Raw genomic sequence first — 16,256 nt, forward strand, 5'->3', positions numbered from 1 at the left:
ATCTTATTTCTCCTTATTATCAAATATGTGAATTATATGCTGTTTCATCTTCACTAAATTTGTCTTGTTTTTTATCTAAGAATGACTGTTGAATCAATCTACCTTTTAGTTGTTGAACTGTTTGAATTGCAACTGAAATTACAATTATTAAACCAGTTCCTCCAATAGCTAAGTGAGAAGGTAAAGCTGTTATTTTAGAAATTATATAAGGAAGAACTGCAATTCCAGCAAGGAATAAAGCTCCAATAATACTTAATCGATTAATTACTCCAGATAAGAATTTTTCAGTTTCTTTTCCAGGTTTAACTCCTGGAATAAATGTTCCAGATTTTTTAAAGTTCTCTGTAATTTTTTCAGGATTAATTTGAACTTGTGCATAAAGGAAAGTAAATAGAACTGTTAAAATTCCATAAATTGCAATTCCTCATCAAGTTCCAAATGATAAATAATTTTGTGTAAATAATACAAATCCATTATTTGGGTTTGTAGCTGCAATAATTTGAGCTACTGTCATTGGTGTTGAAATTATAGCTGATGCAAAAATAACTGGTATAACCCCTGCATTGTTTAATTTTAATGGCAGATACGGTGTGTGATCTTTTGTATCAACTAATCCCGCTCCAGTTTGTTGAATTGGAATTTTTCTTTCAGCTTCGTTCATTAGAACAACAACAAAAATAACTAATAAGAATGAAATAATATATATTAAGAATTTTAATAGTCCATCAAATAGAATTGTTGATTCACCTTTAACTTCAACTCAAAATTTAAATGTATTTGTAAAGTTATTTGGCATTTGAGAAACAATACCTGTAAAGATTATTATTGAAACTCCATTACCAATACCTTTAATTGTTATTTGATCTGAAATTCATAACATTAAGAATGTTCCACCAAGCATAACTGTTGGCACTAATATGTAATAAAATCATGCAGGCCCAGTTCCAGTGGCATTTGTTCCTCATTTTGCTTCAATTAATCCTTGACTTGTCAATGTAAAGATTGTAGCTACAGATTGCATTAAGGCAAATGGAATAGCCAATACTTTAGTTAACCTATCTAATTTTCTTCTTCCTCTTTCACCAGATTTACTTCATCTTGTTAAAACAGGAATAACATCAGTTGAAAGTAACTGAACAATAATTGATGCTGTAATATAGGGCGAAACACCCAAAGCCAATATTGAGAATTGTCCAATACTTCCTCCCCCTAAAGTTGATAGCAATTGGAAAAAGTCTTGATTTCCAACTGATTCTTTAAAATTTGGTGATATTTGAACACCAGGAACTGTTAATAAAGTTCCCATTCTAATTATTATTAAGACTATTAAAGTAAAAACGATTCGTTTTACAAGGTCTTTGTTTCTAACAAAGAAGCCACCTTTAGCGAATTCGTTTTTGTATTTAGTTACTTTAGCCTTTTTAGTTTTATTAACTTTAGCAGCCACCTAAATCACCTCTATAGTACCACCAGCAGCTTTAATTAACTCTTCAGCGCTTTTTGATACTTTATTTACTTTAACTTTTATTGACTTAGTAATTTTACCATTTCCTAGCACTTTTACTAATGTTTTTTCATTTTTAATAATTTTTTTCTCCATTAAAGTTTTGTGATTTACTTCAGTTAACCCTAATGTTTCTAACTTATCTAAGTTAATTAATACAAACTCTTTTCTATTTAAGCTTGTAAAACCAATTTTAGGTAATCTTCTGAATAAAGGAGTTTGTCCCCCTTCAAATCCAGGTCTTACCCCTCCACCAGAACGTGAATTTTGACCTTTGTGTCCTCTAGTTGATGTCTTACCTTTACCAGAAGCCATACCACGACCAACACGTGTTGAGTCTTTTTTACTTCCTGGTGTAGATTTTAATTCATGTAATTTCATAAAATAATTACTCCTTCTTAAGCTGTTGTAGCTTCTTTAGTTTCTTTTTTAACTTCAACTTGATTTCCACGTAGTCTTGCAATTTGTTCTGGTGTTTGCATTTGTTGTAAACCTTCTAATGTAGCTCTTATCATATTGATAGGTGTATTTGATCCCAATGATTTTGTATAGATATCTGAAATTCCAGCTAATTCGACAACAGCACGAACTGGACCACCAGCAATAACTCCTGTACCTTTTCTTGCAGGTTTAATCATAACTTTCCCAGCACCGTAATGTCCCATAACATCATGTGGTACTGTAGAACCTGCTAAAGGAATTCTAATTAAAGATTTTCTTGCTTCTTTAATAGCTTTCTTAATTGCATCTGGTACTTCGTTTGCTTTTCCTGTTCCTAACCCAACTCTACCTTTTTTATCACCAATAACTACAACTGCTGCAAATCTGAATCTACGTCCACCTTTTGTAACTTTTGTAACACGGTTAATAGTAACAACTCTTTCTTCATAAGGGTTGTCTTCTCTGTTTCTGTTGAATTTTGGATCTCTTCTTTGTCCGTTAGGTCTATTGTTATTGTTTGGTCTAGTGTCTTTTTTGTCTTGGTTGTTTGAATCTACTTTTGGAGCTGATTCAGTTTTAACAACTTTTGTTTCTTCTGCCATTTTTTCTTAATCTCCTTCTAGAATTTCATACCATTTTCTTTTGCAGATTCTGCAAAAGCTTTTACTTTACCATGGAATAAATATCCACCTCTATCAAATACTACATTAGTTATTTTTTTACTTTTTGCTTTTTCAGCAATGTCTTTTCCTACAGCTTTAGCTGCATCAATATTACGTCCGTTTTTAAATCCCATTTTTATTGAAGATGATGATACTAATGTAACACCACTTGCGTCATCAATTATTTGAGCATAGAAGTATGAGTTTGATTTAAATACATTTAATCTTGGTTTAGCACTAGTTCCAGACACTTTATTTCTTACTCTATAATGTCTTCTTTTTCTAGCTTCTGCTTTAGTGTATTTCATATTTACTTCTCCTTAGCAACAGCCTACTTACCAGCTGCTTTACCTTCTTTTCTAATGATTTTTTCATCTTTGTATTTAACACCCTTACCTTTATAAGGTTCTGGTCTTCTATATGCTCTAATATTTGCTGCTACTTCTCCAACTAATTGTTTATCAATTCCTGATATTTTAATTTCTGTTGGTTTTGGGATTTCTACTAAAATTCCTTTAGGAACTTCGTATTCTACTGGGTGTGAAAACCCTAATGATAAGTTGATTTTATTACCAGCTAATGCAGCACGGTAACCAACCCCAACAATTTCAAGTTCCTTTACAAATCCTTCACTAACTCCAGTTAACATTCCTTTAATTAATGAGTTTGTAGTTCCATGTAATTGTTTTGTATGTTTTTGTTCGTTTTTTCTTAGAGTTTGTAATTCACTACCATCAACTTTAATTTCAATTAAAGGGCTGAAAGTTTGAATTAATTCTCCTTTTGATCCTTTTATAGTTACAACGTTATTTGTTTCAACTTTAACCTCTACTCCGGCAGGAATTGTTAATACTCTGTTTCCTATACGTGACATATATTAATTCCTCTCCTTATCAAACAAATGCTAGGACCTCTCCACCAACATTATGGTGACGAGCTTCCTTATCTGTCATTATTCCGTTTGAAGTTGAAACTATTGCAATACCCAAACCGTTTAATACTTGAGGTAAGTCATGAGAATTTGAGTAAACTCTTAATCCTGGTTTTGAAATTCTTTTTAATCCTTTAATAACTCTAATTTTTCCCTTGTACTTTAAGCTTATAGTAATGTCTTTCTTAAAGTCATCTGCAACTTTGAAGTCTTCAATGAAACCTTCTTTTTTAAGAATGTTTGCTATTTCTAATTTTACTTTGCTTCCTGGAATTAGAACGTCTTTGTGAAAACGTTGGTTTGCATTTCTAATTCTAGTAAGCATATCTGCGATTACATCTGTTGTCATAATTTCTTTTTCCTTTCACTATCATGAAGCTTTCTTAATACCAGGGATTTGACCTTTGTATGCTAAATCTCTGAAGCATACACGGCATAGATTAAATTTTTTCAAAACTGAATGTGGTCTACCACAATTTCCACAACGTGTGTATTCTCTAACTTTGAATTTTTGGACTTTTGCTTGTTTTACTTTTAATGATTTTTTTGCCATTTTATCCTATTCTCCTCAATTACTTAACGAAAGGCATTCCTATTTTTTGTAATAATGAAAATGCATCGTCCTTTTGGTTTGCTGTTGTAACTATTGTGATATCCATCCCACGAACTTTTTTAACTTTATCATAGTCAATTTCGGGGAAAATGATTTGCTCTTTGATACCCATTGTGTAGTTTCCTTGTTTATCAAAACTAGTTTTAGGTACCCCTCTAAAGTCACGCACACGTGGTAACGCAACTGAAATTAATTTATCTAAAAATTCATACATTCTTTTTCCTCTAAGAGTAACTTTTGCACCAATTGGCATACCTTCACGCAATTTGAATACAGCTAAAGATTTTTTAGCTTTAGTTACAAGAGGTTTTTGTCCTGTAATTTGTTGTAATTCGATTACTGCATCATCTAATTTCTTAGTATCTTGTACAGCATCTCCAATACCCATATTGATAACAATTTTTGCGATTTTTGGAACTTGCATGATTGATTTATATTGCTTTTCTTTAAATAATTCTGGGACGATTTTTTCTTTATATTTTTGTTCTAATCTATTAACATTTGCTTTTGCCATATTAACTTATCCCTTTCCTATTTAACTTCTACGCCAGATTTTTTAGCAATTCTAACTTTTTTTCCATCTGCAATTTTGTATCCAATTTTTGTAAATCCATTTTTATTTTTTGGGTCAACTAATGAAACATTTGAAATATCTACTGATGTAGGTATTTCTTTCATTCCACCTTCTTGATCTGTTTGTGAAGGTTTAGCATGCTTAATTGCCACAATTCCCTCAACATAAACTCTTTTTTTATCTTTTGATACTTTAACTACTGGTCCAATTTTTCCTTTGTGATTTCCGGCGATAACTTTTACGACATCTCCTCTTAAGATTTTTGATTTATTCATAAAAGTTCTCCTTCTATAGCACTTCGGGAGCTAGAGAGGCAATTTTTGCAAATCCAGCATCCTTTACTTCACGTGCGATTGGACCAAAGATACGAGTACCTCTTGGTGTTTTATCATCTTTGATGATTACTGCAGCGTTTTCAGAAAACTTAATGTATGTACCATCAGCTCTTCTTAAACCTCTTACAGTTCTAACAATAACAGCTTTTATAACTTGACCTTTTTTAACAGTTCCACCAGGAGCTGCAGATTTAACAGTAGCAACAACAATATCACCAATATTTGTAAATTTTCTAACACTTCCACCTAAATTACGAATAACTAATATTTCTTTAGCACCTGAGTTATCAGCGACTTTTAATCTTGATTCATTTTGTATCATTCTGTCGTACCTCTTTTAAATTAGATAATTGCTTTTTCAACAACTCTAACAAGTCTAAAGTTTTTAGTTTTACTCATTGGGCGAGTTTCCATAATTTCAACTCTATCTCCCATTTGAGCACTCGAATTTTCATCGTGTGCCTTGTATTTCTTTGAATACTTAACACGTTTCTTGTAAATTGGGTGGTTTTTGTATGTTTCAACTAATACGGTAATAGTTTTATCCATTTTGTCTGAAACTACTCTACCAATATAAGTTTTTCTTAAATTTCTCTCCATGGTTATTTAGCTCCTTTGATTGATGATTTTGCTGCTTGTTGTCTTGCTGCTTTTCTTTCAGCCATTTTTTTATTAGCTTCTTCAATTTGTCTTTTTGCTTCTGCTACATTTGATCCAAATGTATAAGTTTTAGCACCCTTAGGTTTTTTTGAAAGTTTCAAATCAATTCCTTCAATACGTTCACCTTTTGCTACACCAACTTTAACATTTTTAACAGCTATTTCTTTTAGTTTTTCTTTCCCTTTTCCAGTTGCTTTTGCTTCACCTGCAGGAACTACTTTACTACTTGCTTTTGGAATAACTGGTTTTTTAACTTCAGCTATTGTTTTACCTGTCTTAATTGCAGGTTTCGGTTTAGCAACTACTTCTTTTTTAGGAGCAGGAGCTGGTTTTGATTTAGCAACTACTTCTTTTTTAGGAGCAGGAGCTGGTTTTGATTTAGCAACTACTTCTTTTTTAGGAGCAGGAGCTGGTTTTGATTTAGCAACTACTTCTTTTTTAGGAGCAGGAGCCGGTTTCGGTTTAGCAACTACTTCTTTTTTAGGAGCAGGAGCTGGTTTCGGTTTAGCAACTACTTCTTTTTTAGGAGCAGGAGCCGGTTTCGGTTTAGCAACCACTTCTTTTTTAGGAGCAGGAGCCGGTTTCGGTTTAGCAACCACTTCTTTTTTAGGAGCAGGAGCCGGTTTCGGTTTCTCAACAACCACTTCTTTTTTAGGAGCAGGAGCCGGTTTCGGTTTCTCAACAACCACTTCTTTTACAGGAGCAGGAGCCGGTTTCGGTTTCTCAACAACCACTTCTTTTACAGGAGCAGGAGCCGGTTTCGGTTCCTCAACAACCACTTCTTTTACAGGAGCAGGAGCCGGTTTCGGTTCCTCAACAACCACTTCTTTTACAGGAGCAGGAGCCGGTTTTTCCTCAACAACCACTTCTTTTACAGGAGCAGGAGCCGGTTTTTCCTCTTTAACTTCTATTTCAATTGGTTCTTTTGGTTCCTCAGTTGCTTTTTGCATTGCTGCCAAAATTGCATCTTCTGAAACTTGTTCTTGTTCTCCAGTTCCAAATTGTTCTTTTTGAAGTTTTTCTATCATGTCCTTATGTTTTTTACGTACTTGCTTACCAGCTTTTTCAGCTTCAACAACTGCTTTTGAATAATCTGCTTTAATAGTTTTATTTACTTCTTCTCCAGCTAATCTTCTTTCACCTAATAACATTTCAATTCTTGCAATGTCTTTTCTTAGTGAAGGAATTCTGTGAGTCTGTTCTAAACTACCTACAGCAGCTTGGAATTTAAGAGCGAATAATTCAGCACGACGATCTTCACCAAGTTTGATTAAATCTTCAACTGATTTTGTTCTTAATTCTATCATGAAGTCTACTGCTTTAGACATTATTCATCACCTCTCTTAACGATTTTGCAACGCACTGGTAATTTATGCATTGCTAAACGTAAGGCTTCACGAGCAACTTCTTCTGAAACTCCACCAACTTCAAACATGAATTGGCCAGTTTTAACAACTGCTACTCATTCTTCAGGAGATCCTTTCCCTGAACCCATACGTACTTCTAATGGCTTTTTAGTTATTGCCATATGAGGGAATATTCTAATTCAAACTTTACCAAAACGTTTCATATAACGTGTCATAGCAATACGAGCTGCCTCTATTTGTCTTGAAGTAATTCAATTACCATCTAATGACATTAAGCCATACTCACCAAATGCAATAAACTTTCCACCTTTTGCTTTTCCTTCATAACTCACTCTGTGAGGACGACGGAATTTAACTCTTTTGGGCATTAACATAACTATTTAACCTCCCTTGGTGTTCTTTGAGGTTTTTTATCCTCAATCACTTTCGAATTGTTTTGGTTTTGTTTTCCTATAATTTCCCCGTGGTTAATTCAAACTTTAACCCCGATTTGTCCATATGTAGTTCTTGCTTCATATAGAGCATAATCAATATCACTTCTTAAAGTTGATAATGGTACTGAACCTTCAAGGTAACCTTCAGTACGAGCCATTTCAACTCCTCCAAGTCTTCCTGAAACTGCAGTTTTAATTCCCTTAGCTCCAGCTTTTAAAGCTTTTCTAATAGCTAATTTTTGTACAGTTCTAAATGATGCACGGTTTGTAATTTGCTCTCCAATAAATTGTGCAACTAATTTTGCATCAACATCTGGATTTTTGATTTCAATTACTTTAACTTTTACATCAGCTTTTCTATCTTTAATTGTTTTTCTTACTGTTAAAACTATATTTTCAACGTTTTTACCTTCTTGTCCAAGAACTATAGCTGGACGTGCAGAACGAATTACTAGAGTGATTTCTTTTTTTGTTCTTTCGATTTCAATTTTTGAAACAGCTGCATTTTTTAATTGCTTTTCAACAGCTTTTCTAATTTTGATATCTTGATGTAATCACTTAACATATTCACCTTTTTCAGCATATCAACGGTTATCTCAACCTCTAATAATACCTATACGTAAAACATTTGGAGATACTTTTTGTCCCATACTCTATAATTCCCTTCTATCTTTCGTCACTAACCACTATTGTAATATGGCTAGTTCTTTTCAAAATTTCATAAGCTCTTCCGTGAGCTCTTGGTCTAAAACGCTTTAATGTTGGTCCTTCATTTACGAAGATTGTTTTAACAAATAATTGATCAGCTTCCATACCGTTGTTGTTAACAGCATTTGCTACAGCTGAGTTTAATAATTTTAATACTGGTTCTGAAGATCTTTTGTCTTGGTTTTGAAGAATTGCTACAGCTTCTGATATTCTTTTACTTCTGATAGTGTCAGCTACTAGTCTAACTTTTCTTGGTGAGATTCTAATCATTGTTAATTTTGCTTTTGCTTCCATATTTTGAAACTCCTATTTCCTAATGATTATTTTTTCTTTTTCTTATCATCACCATGACCACCAAACTTACGTGTTGGTGAAAATTCTCCTAATTTGTGACCTACCATATCTTCTGTAACATAAACTGTGATGAATTCTTTACCGTTGTAAACTCCAAATGTGTGACCAACAAAGCTTGGAAAGATTGTTGAACGACGTGATCAAGTTTTAATAATTTCTTTTTTTTCACCTAATGCTTCAACTTTTTTAATTAAATAGTCATCTGCAAAGGGACCTTTTTTTAATGATCTTGACATTTCATAATCCTCCTATTTGTTATCATTTCTTCTTCTTACTATTAATTTAGTAGAAGCTTTCTTTTTATCACGTGTTTTTACACCAAGAGCTTTTTTACCTCATGGTGTTAATGGAGCTTTACGTCCGATTGGAGCACGACCTTCTCCCCCTCCGTGAGGGTGATCTATTGGGTTCATAACAGAACCACGAACAGTTGGTCTAATTCCTCTTCAACGATTTCTTCCAGCTTTTCCTCAGTTTACTAAATTGTATTCTTCATTTCCAACCTCACCAATTGTTGCATAACATTCGGCAAGTACTTTTCTAACTTCTCCTGAACCTAAACGTAAAGTGATGTATTTTCCATCTTCATCTTTACCTAAAATTTGTACTGAACTTCCTGCACTACGTGCAATTTGTCCACCTTTCCCTGGTCTTAACTCAACATTGTGAATTAATGTTCCTTCAGGAATGTTTTTTAGTGGTGCTGCATTACCAATTTTGATATCTGCATGTTCACTAGAAATAACTTCTTGTCCTACTTGCATTCCTTTTGCAAATAAGATGTATCTTTTTTCACCATCAATATAATGTACTAAACAAATAAATGAATTTCTGTTTGGATCATATTCAATAGTTGCGATTTTTCCAGCAATATCTAATTTATTACGTTTAAAATCAATGATACGATATTTTCTTTTATGTCCTCCACCTTTATGGCGAGTTGTTATTTGACCGTGATTATTTCTTCCAGCCTTTTCATTAAGTTTTGAAACTAATGAACCTTCCGGCTTTGAAGTTGTAAGGATACTATAATCTAAGCTAGTCATGTTTCTACGACCATTGGTCGTAGGCTTATATTTTTTGATTGGCATAATATATCCTCCTGTTTTCGCCTAATCTTTTACAATTCTTATTAATTAATTTCTTAATTTTATAAGTCTGATAAGATATCTAATGTTTCTCCATCTTTTAACACTATTACAGCTTTTTTAAAAGATGATTTTGTTCCAACATATTTACCCATTCTTTTTTCTTTACCGTCATAGTTCATAGTTCTTACGTCTTTAACTTTAACTTTAAATATTTCTTCGAATGTTTTTTTAATTAATGTTTTGTTAGCTTTTTTATCAACAATAAATGTGTACGCACCATTTTGTTGACCTAAGTAAGTCTTTTCAGTTAACAAAGGTTTTTTAATAACTTGTGTTAAATGCATTATGCATACACCTCCTCGATTTTATTAACAGTATCTTCAGTAACAACTAATTTTGTTGCATTTAATAAATCAAAGATATTCATTTTTTGGAAGTCTAATGTTTTAACTCCCGGAATATTACCTGCTGATTTAACAACGATTTCTTCGTGTTCTTTAGTTACTATTAATGTTTTTTGATCTTCAATTTTAATGTTTTTCATTACGCTTAACATTTCTTTTGTTGAAGGTTTTGAGAATGCAAACTTATCTAAAATTACTAAGTTTGCTTCTTTTGCTTTAATACTTAAAGCACTTCTAATTGCTAATTGTCTAACTTTTTTATTAACTGCTTTTTTATAATTAATGTTTGGTGTAGGACCAAATACTACTCCCCCACCTCTTCATTGTGGAGATCTAATTGATCCTTGACGGGCACGTCCTGTACCTTTTTGTCTTCAAGGTTTTCTACCTCCACCACGAACTTCTGCTCTAGTTTTTGTTTTTCTTGTTCCTTGTCTTAATGCAGCTTGTTGTGAAACAACTGTATCAAAAATAGCTTGTTGATGAGGTTCTACACCTCAAACTTTATCGTTTAATGTAATTTCTTTAAGAGATGTTCCCTTAACATCTAAAACTTTTGCTTTCATGTTAATTTCTTTCCCCCTAATTATTCAGCTGCAGGAGCTGTTTCTTCAACTACTGGTGCTGGAGTTGGTTCAACCACAGCTTTAGTAGCAGTTTTTCTTGATAACAATGAAACAGCCTCTTGCGCTTTTCTACCTTTAACGTTTTGTTTAATCACAACAAAGCCTTTTCTTGGACCAGGAACAGATCCTTTAACTAAAACTAAATTTTTTTCAACATCGATTTTTACTATTTCTAAATTTTGGATTGTCACTTGTTCATGTCCCATGTGACCTGCCATTTTTTTAGATTTGAAGATTCTGTTAATAATTGCTCCCATTGACCCGATACCTCTGTGATATCCTGATCCGTGACCCATTGGTCCTCTTGAGTAATTATGTCTTTTAATAGCTCCAGCAAATCCTTTACCTTTTGATATACCTGTAACGTCCACAAATTCACCAGCGTTGAATACGTCGGCTGCATTAATTACTGCACCAGTTTCGTATCCTTCCATATCTCTGATTTCTTTTACGAAGCGCTTAGGTTCTGAGTTAACTTTTTTAAATTGACCCATATCTGGTTTATTAAATAAGTTAGCTCTTTTATCGATTGTTCCCAATTTTAGTGCTTGGTATCCGTCTTTTTCAACTGATTTCACTTGTAAAACTGTGTTTTGTTCCACTGCAATAACAGTGACTGGAATTAATTTACCGTTTTCACTAAAGATTTGAGTCATCTCTAACTTACGTCCTAAGATTCCTTTCATGATATTTCCTCCTGTTTTTATGATTTTCATGTATATCTTGATCGTCTACTATAATTTAATTTCGATGTTAACACCAGTTGGCAATTGAACTCTTGTTAATGAATCCATTGTTTTTGGTGTTGGTTCAACTATCTCAAGTATTCTTTTATGTGTTCTCATTTCGAACTGCTCTCTACTATCTTTATATTTATGAGTAGCTCTTAATATTGTTATAATTTGCTTTTCTGTTGGTAATGGAATTGGTCCACGAACTTTAGCTCCAGTTGATTCAGCTGCTTCAATAATTTTAGCAATTGATTGATCAACAATAGCATGGTCGTAACCTTTTAATTTAATTTTAATTTTTTGTTGAGCCATTAGGTCCTCCTTCAACATTGACAACCCTTTCCAGTGTGTTGTCTAAATGAACATAAAATATACATGCTTTCCAATTATCACACAACATCATTAGAAAAGCAATAAGAAATTTAAAAAAGATTAAATTAATTAAAATAAGTTAATATATTTTTATATATCAGTTTTTTTAATTCTTAAAATGCAAAAAATCGACTTAAGTCGATTTTTTCATTATTCATTTCCTATCAATGAAGCTAATTTAACTCTTTTAATAGATAACATTATTACTGTATATCCTAATAGGAAAATTGATAACCCTACAAAGAATACCACAGGCATAATAGTTCATCCCATTATCATAGGTACTGCTATATCAAGAGAAAGCAATATTTGAGGGAATAAATAACTTATTAAGAGTCAAACAATTGTTATTCCAAAGGCTACTCCAATTGCAGCTACAGGTAAGAATATTCACATGATAATTGAATTAATTTCTTTCATTGAATAACCTTGAATTCTCATATAACTCATAAATCGCTTATATCTTCCTATAAACATTTCAGTAATTAAGTAAATTATAATAATTGCTGTAATTAATGATAGCGAAACAAAGATAACGGAAATAGATATTACTGATGTTATCAAGTTACTCATAGCCATTTTCTTCATTTGAATATAGTCAGTATAACCAATAGATTGGTCCATATATTTTGCAAAACCTTCAGTTGAATTATTTGCATTAAATGGTGCTAATAAAATTCTTTGCATTTGATCTGCATTTTGGATATTTGAACTCATTTTAGCATTACTTCAGATATTAATAGAAGTTCCATTTTCAAACTCTTTTCTACTATCAAAACCTGTTGTAACTCCCATTAACTGATTTGCATATAACTGGTCCATATATAATTTATTTCCATCGTATAATTCCTCAACTCCAACAACTTTTGCTTTTCTTGGATTTGAATCAACTAATTTATTGACTAATAGACCTTTCTTTAATGCAATATTTAATCAGTTATTTGTACCACCTAATAATGTTTCTATTCCAATTTCAATTGGCTCTCCACTTTCATATTTGTAGATATCAAAAGGTTTAACAATATAGCTATCTCCCGCATCTCTATAAATTAATTCTTTATTAGAATATTCTTGATATTCTTCATTTACTTCCTTAAATAAATCCTTATTTAATGATTTTTTTTGTAGAGATAGCTCAATATCTGCCATATTATAATATTGTTCATATTTATTATCTTTTTTAAAGTAAAAATCCTCTTTATTTGAATAAGTGAATTTATCTAAATCCATTGTAAATAAATCTTTTTCTTTATAACTTCATTGATCAGATTTCTTATAACTTCATTGATCAGATTTCAATTCATATGCTAAATTATCATCATCAACAGTTGCTAATAAACTTTCAGAAGTTTGTAAATTAAATTCACTGCCAATTTTTAATCCCTCTAACTCTCCCTTTTTATTTATTAATACTGGAATATAGTCTAGAGAATTATTGTATTTAATTTTTTCTTGATTTTTTATTAATAAATTTTTTGATGCTTTTTGTTCTAAATCAATTCCATAAACTGTATATTTATCTTGTTTTTTATTATTGATAATTGAATCAACTCTTGTATACATTTGATCTAATTCTTTATCAACTGAAACAGCTGAGAAATTAAATGAGAAGTTTTTAAACTCTTGATTATCTTTATCTCAAAGTTCTTTTATAGTTGAAGGAAGAATATTGTTTGAAACACTTTTTATACATTCATTATAATCATTTACTTCACTAATAGCCCCTTGACCAAATAGTGTTGGAATAATTTGACAAGAAACATTGTTAAATCTATTCCTTACTATTTTATTCTCCTTGATAATCTGTGATTCTACTTTTACTAATTCATCCATTACTCCTGTTGATAAAACTCCACCTTTAAAAGTTATTAAATTATTAAATAATATACTTTCAAAGTGTTGTTTAAAGGATCCTTCATTACCATTTTTTCAATAATCTACTTCAAAAAGTGTTTTGTAGTCATTTTCTCCTTTTTTTATTGATGTATTAAATAAAGAAGCTTCTAAATTGCTTTTAGCTTTATTATCTTCATCCATTTGATAGAATGAATATCTTGTTAAAGGATTATTTACAATGACATTTGAATAACTAAAATCATTATTATATTTAATATTTTTATAAAATTCCTTTGACATGTTTTTCATTGTATTTGGTGCAACTGATGCTAATGTTATTACCGAACTTGAAAATAATAATATTGAAAAGAAAACTACTAAATCCTTTATTGCACTTGACAATATTACAAGTCTTAACTTTGAAGTAAAACTTATACCTTTTATTTTTGAAAAACTTCTTGATAAAAACATATTAGGTTTATGACTTTTACTTGGAGATAATAAAATTAAAGGTGATTGTTTTACAGTAAAGTAACTTGTAAAAAATACCATTGAACTTACAATTCCTAAAAAGGCAGATAATTCCACTAATAATAATTTTCAATCAATTGAAAACTTTGAAGGAATATTAAAATATCTTTCAAAAATACCCATTAGAGAGCCTTGTAAAAATAAACTAATAAATCAACCTATTGGAACAAGTATTAATATAGGAAAAGTCATATATAGAATATAGTTAAATATAATTTTTGAATTTGAAACTCCAAGAGACTTTAAATTTCCTATTTGACTTCTTTGAGAAACCAAAACTTTTTTAAAGATGTTATATACAACAAAAGCTAAAGCACTTGCAAATATTATACAAAATATGATAGCTAATAAATAAAATCCTTTAACAACTCCCGGAAATAAACTACTTCTCATATTTATTAATTTTGTATCTTTATAAGATTCAATATTTGCTCTTGCTAAATTTTCTGAATAATCTTGCTTTTCAATATTTTCAACAACTTGACCTAAATTTAAGACGTTATCTGCAAAGTAAGTTTGAAACATTCTCATATCAGCTTCAATATTTTTCTTATCAGTTTTTTTGTAAGTTAAATAAGATCGACTAACATCTTGATAACTATCTTCTCCTGCTTCTTTGTTGAATTCTTGTTCAAAAGCAGAATTACTTATATAAAAAATTGCTTCATTTTCTTGATTTGTTAATAAATCCTCTTCATATATTGTTGGGTAAACATTAAGTGAATCTACACCAATTCCATCCATTACATATGACCCTTTATTGTTTTTAAGATTTATATCATAACTTTTTCCTAAATCCATTTTGTTATATTTGGCATAACCATTTGAAACTATAAAAGAATTTGAAGTAAAACTATCTTCTCTATAAGTTCTTTTGTATAAATTAAATATATCTTCATTATAAAAATGAACATTATAGGCATCACTATCTTTTTTTATAGTATTATAAAACGCTGAAATATATCTAAATTTTTTTCCACTAGAATCTCATTTTACAGCTTCATTAGTTGACCTCACCTTAAAATTTGATAAGTCTCCTAATAAACTAAAATAATTTGTAAATCAATCTCTATGTGTAATGTTATTACTTAAAATTTGATATCCATTTATATTAAAATTAGTTTTAAATAAAGTTCTTGAATCAAATTTTTTAATATAGAAGCTTGCTCTTTCTTTAAAAAGCTTATTCTCTTGAATATCATTTTCTCCATTTAATTTTGGTTCACTTGAAGAAAATTTATAATTCCCATTATCATCAATAAATCCGATTCCTTTATTAATGACTTTTTCAATTTCTTCTTTTTTCTTTTCTGTATTTTCATAAATATCAATAATATCTTTTTTTATAATATCAGTTATAACAGAATTATTTAAATAAAACATATACTGAAAAATATTCAATGCAGTTTTTTTTGCTTCTGGTGTTAATTGTTTATCTTCAAAATAATTATGTTTTTTATACAATTTTCCAATTAGTGAAGTTTCAAAACTTTTTGCATCTTTATTAAATTTATATAAATCCCCAAACTCAGCTTTTCTAACTATTTCTATTTTTTGTTCAACTGAAAAATTAGATATAGCTTGACTTTCAGTAGGTAAATATTTTTTATCAATACTATTACTATCAAAATTTGATTCTACATCACCAAAATGAAAATTTATGTAATTTTTATTTTTATCTTGAAAGATAGAAGACTCATAACATTGCTTTTGATTATTTGCACAACCATCAATAAATTCATATTTTTTTAATATCTCATTTTCACCAAGATCATTTTCACCAAAACGAAGTGTTGGGAAAAAATTACCTTTAGTGTCTTCAACTAATTGCGTATTAAATGAAAATCATGGAGTAAATGTTTGAGTATCATTAGATTTATAAGCACTAGATGTGTATCTAAATGAGTAATCAAACTTTTCAAAATTTCTATTTATATTATTATTTGTACTAATTAAATTTGAAGAAACAATACCAAAAGTAGAAGTAAATATAACAGCTATTGTAATAAGTACCAAATATATCCCAAATTGGACATAATCTTTTAATAATTTCCTTAAACCATTTTTAAATAAAAGCATTTT

At 30.5% G+C, this 16,256-nt stretch carries 21 protein-coding genes and 1 pseudogene; all 22 read right to left on the reverse strand.

The features are described from left to right. Positions 1 to 16: 16 nt before the first annotated feature. The 22 genes and pseudogenes from secY to SCANT_RS04845 all read right to left on the reverse strand — a co-directional run bounded on the left by secY (position 17) and on the right by SCANT_RS04845 (position 16,253). Complete coding sequence (gene secY / locus SCANT_RS04740) at positions 17 to 1,447, reverse strand: preprotein translocase subunit SecY (RefSeq protein ID WP_053946573.1); 1,431 nt, start codon at positions 1,445 to 1,447, stop codon at positions 17 to 19. Then, positions 1,448 to 1,885, reverse strand: coding sequence for a 50S ribosomal protein L15 (gene rplO / locus SCANT_RS04745; RefSeq protein WP_053946574.1), 438 nt, complete (start codon positions 1,883 to 1,885; stop codon positions 1,448 to 1,450). Positions 1,886 to 1,902: 17 nt separating this feature from the next. Next, the gene (gene rpsE / locus SCANT_RS04750; RefSeq protein WP_083434232.1) at positions 1,903 to 2,547 is read right to left on the reverse strand and encodes a 30S ribosomal protein S5; all 645 of its coding nucleotides are present in this window, start codon (positions 2,545 to 2,547) and stop codon (positions 1,903 to 1,905) included. A 17-nt stretch (positions 2,548 to 2,564) separates the two neighbouring features. Next, positions 2,565 to 2,915: a 50S ribosomal protein L18 gene (gene rplR, locus SCANT_RS04755; RefSeq protein ID WP_053946575.1), complete on the reverse strand. Its 351-nt coding sequence runs from the start codon at positions 2,913 to 2,915 to the stop codon at positions 2,565 to 2,567. Positions 2,916 to 2,938: 23 nt separating this feature from the next. Continuing rightward, complete coding sequence (gene rplF / locus SCANT_RS04760; RefSeq protein WP_053946576.1) at positions 2,939 to 3,481, reverse strand: 50S ribosomal protein L6; 543 nt, start codon at positions 3,479 to 3,481, stop codon at positions 2,939 to 2,941. A 16-nt stretch (positions 3,482 to 3,497) separates the two neighbouring features. Further along, positions 3,498 to 3,887 (reverse strand): 30S ribosomal protein S8, encoded by a 390-nt coding sequence (gene rpsH / locus SCANT_RS04765; protein ID WP_053946577.1) that lies wholly within the window; start codon positions 3,885 to 3,887, stop codon positions 3,498 to 3,500. Between the two features lie 18 nt (positions 3,888 to 3,905). Then, positions 3,906 to 4,091 carry a type Z 30S ribosomal protein S14 gene (locus SCANT_RS04770; RefSeq protein WP_053946578.1) on the reverse strand — a complete coding sequence of 62 codons (186 nt, stop codon included), beginning with the start codon at positions 4,089 to 4,091 and terminating at the stop codon, positions 3,906 to 3,908. Between the two features lie 19 nt (positions 4,092 to 4,110). Then, on the reverse strand, positions 4,111 to 4,665 hold the full coding sequence (gene rplE / locus SCANT_RS04775; RefSeq protein ID WP_053946579.1) for a 50S ribosomal protein L5: 555 nt from the start codon (positions 4,663 to 4,665) through the stop codon (positions 4,111 to 4,113). 17 nt (positions 4,666 to 4,682) lie between these two features. Further along, positions 4,683 to 5,000, reverse strand: a complete 318-nt coding sequence (gene rplX / locus SCANT_RS04780; RefSeq protein ID WP_053946580.1) for a 50S ribosomal protein L24 — start codon at positions 4,998 to 5,000, stop codon at positions 4,683 to 4,685. A gap of 13 nt (positions 5,001 to 5,013) precedes the next feature. Next, positions 5,014 to 5,382 carry a 50S ribosomal protein L14 gene (gene rplN, locus SCANT_RS04785; RefSeq protein ID WP_053946581.1) on the reverse strand — a complete coding sequence of 123 codons (369 nt, stop codon included), beginning with the start codon at positions 5,380 to 5,382 and terminating at the stop codon, positions 5,014 to 5,016. Between the two features lie 20 nt (positions 5,383 to 5,402). Then, positions 5,403 to 5,660 carry a 30S ribosomal protein S17 gene (gene rpsQ, locus SCANT_RS04790; RefSeq protein ID WP_053946582.1) on the reverse strand — a complete coding sequence of 86 codons (258 nt, stop codon included), beginning with the start codon at positions 5,658 to 5,660 and terminating at the stop codon, positions 5,403 to 5,405. 977 nt (positions 5,661 to 6,637) lie between these two features. Continuing rightward, a pseudogene (rpmC, locus tag SCANT_RS05605) lies at positions 6,638 to 7,027 on the reverse strand (50S ribosomal protein L29); the annotation flags it as partial. Positions 7,028 to 7,047: 20 nt separating this feature from the next. Further along, positions 7,048 to 7,461: a 50S ribosomal protein L16 gene (gene rplP, locus SCANT_RS04800; RefSeq protein ID WP_053946583.1), complete on the reverse strand. Its 414-nt coding sequence runs from the start codon at positions 7,459 to 7,461 to the stop codon at positions 7,048 to 7,050. Between the two features lie 2 nt (positions 7,462 to 7,463). Next, complete coding sequence (gene rpsC, locus SCANT_RS04805; RefSeq protein WP_053946584.1) at positions 7,464 to 8,171, reverse strand: 30S ribosomal protein S3; 708 nt, start codon at positions 8,169 to 8,171, stop codon at positions 7,464 to 7,466. Positions 8,172 to 8,187: 16 nt separating this feature from the next. Next, positions 8,188 to 8,523, reverse strand: coding sequence for a 50S ribosomal protein L22 (gene rplV, locus SCANT_RS04810; protein WP_053946585.1), 336 nt, complete (start codon positions 8,521 to 8,523; stop codon positions 8,188 to 8,190). A 26-nt stretch (positions 8,524 to 8,549) separates the two neighbouring features. Next, positions 8,550 to 8,819 (reverse strand): 30S ribosomal protein S19, encoded by a 270-nt coding sequence (rpsS, locus tag SCANT_RS04815; RefSeq protein ID WP_053946586.1) that lies wholly within the window; start codon positions 8,817 to 8,819, stop codon positions 8,550 to 8,552. 12 nt (positions 8,820 to 8,831) lie between these two features. Beyond that, positions 8,832 to 9,674, reverse strand: a complete 843-nt coding sequence (gene rplB / locus SCANT_RS04820) for a 50S ribosomal protein L2 (RefSeq protein ID WP_053946587.1) — start codon at positions 9,672 to 9,674, stop codon at positions 8,832 to 8,834. A 59-nt stretch (positions 9,675 to 9,733) separates the two neighbouring features. Then, entirely contained in the window at positions 9,734 to 10,018 is a 285-nt protein-coding gene (gene rplW, locus SCANT_RS04825) for a 50S ribosomal protein L23 (protein WP_053946588.1), read from the reverse strand. After that, the gene (rplD, locus tag SCANT_RS04830) at positions 10,018 to 10,644 is read right to left on the reverse strand and encodes a 50S ribosomal protein L4 (RefSeq protein ID WP_053946589.1); all 627 of its coding nucleotides are present in this window, start codon (positions 10,642 to 10,644) and stop codon (positions 10,018 to 10,020) included. The genes rplW and rplD overlap by 1 nt, the downstream gene beginning before the upstream one ends. A gap of 20 nt (positions 10,645 to 10,664) precedes the next feature. Further along, complete coding sequence (rplC, locus tag SCANT_RS04835; protein WP_053946590.1) at positions 10,665 to 11,390, reverse strand: 50S ribosomal protein L3; 726 nt, start codon at positions 11,388 to 11,390, stop codon at positions 10,665 to 10,667. 48 nt (positions 11,391 to 11,438) lie between these two features. Next, positions 11,439 to 11,747, reverse strand: a complete 309-nt coding sequence (gene rpsJ / locus SCANT_RS04840; RefSeq protein WP_020834754.1) for a 30S ribosomal protein S10 — start codon at positions 11,745 to 11,747, stop codon at positions 11,439 to 11,441. Positions 11,748 to 11,957: 210 nt separating this feature from the next. Continuing rightward, positions 11,958 to 16,253 carry an ABC transporter permease gene (locus SCANT_RS04845; protein ID WP_053946591.1) on the reverse strand — a complete coding sequence of 1,432 codons (4,296 nt, stop codon included), beginning with the start codon at positions 16,251 to 16,253 and terminating at the stop codon, positions 11,958 to 11,960. Positions 16,254 to 16,256: the final 3 nt, after the last annotated feature.

It is taken from the genome of Spiroplasma cantharicola (genome assembly GCF_001281045.1).
GTDB lineage: Bacteria > Bacillota_I > Bacilli_A > Mycoplasmatales > Mycoplasmataceae > Spiroplasma_A > Spiroplasma_A cantharicola.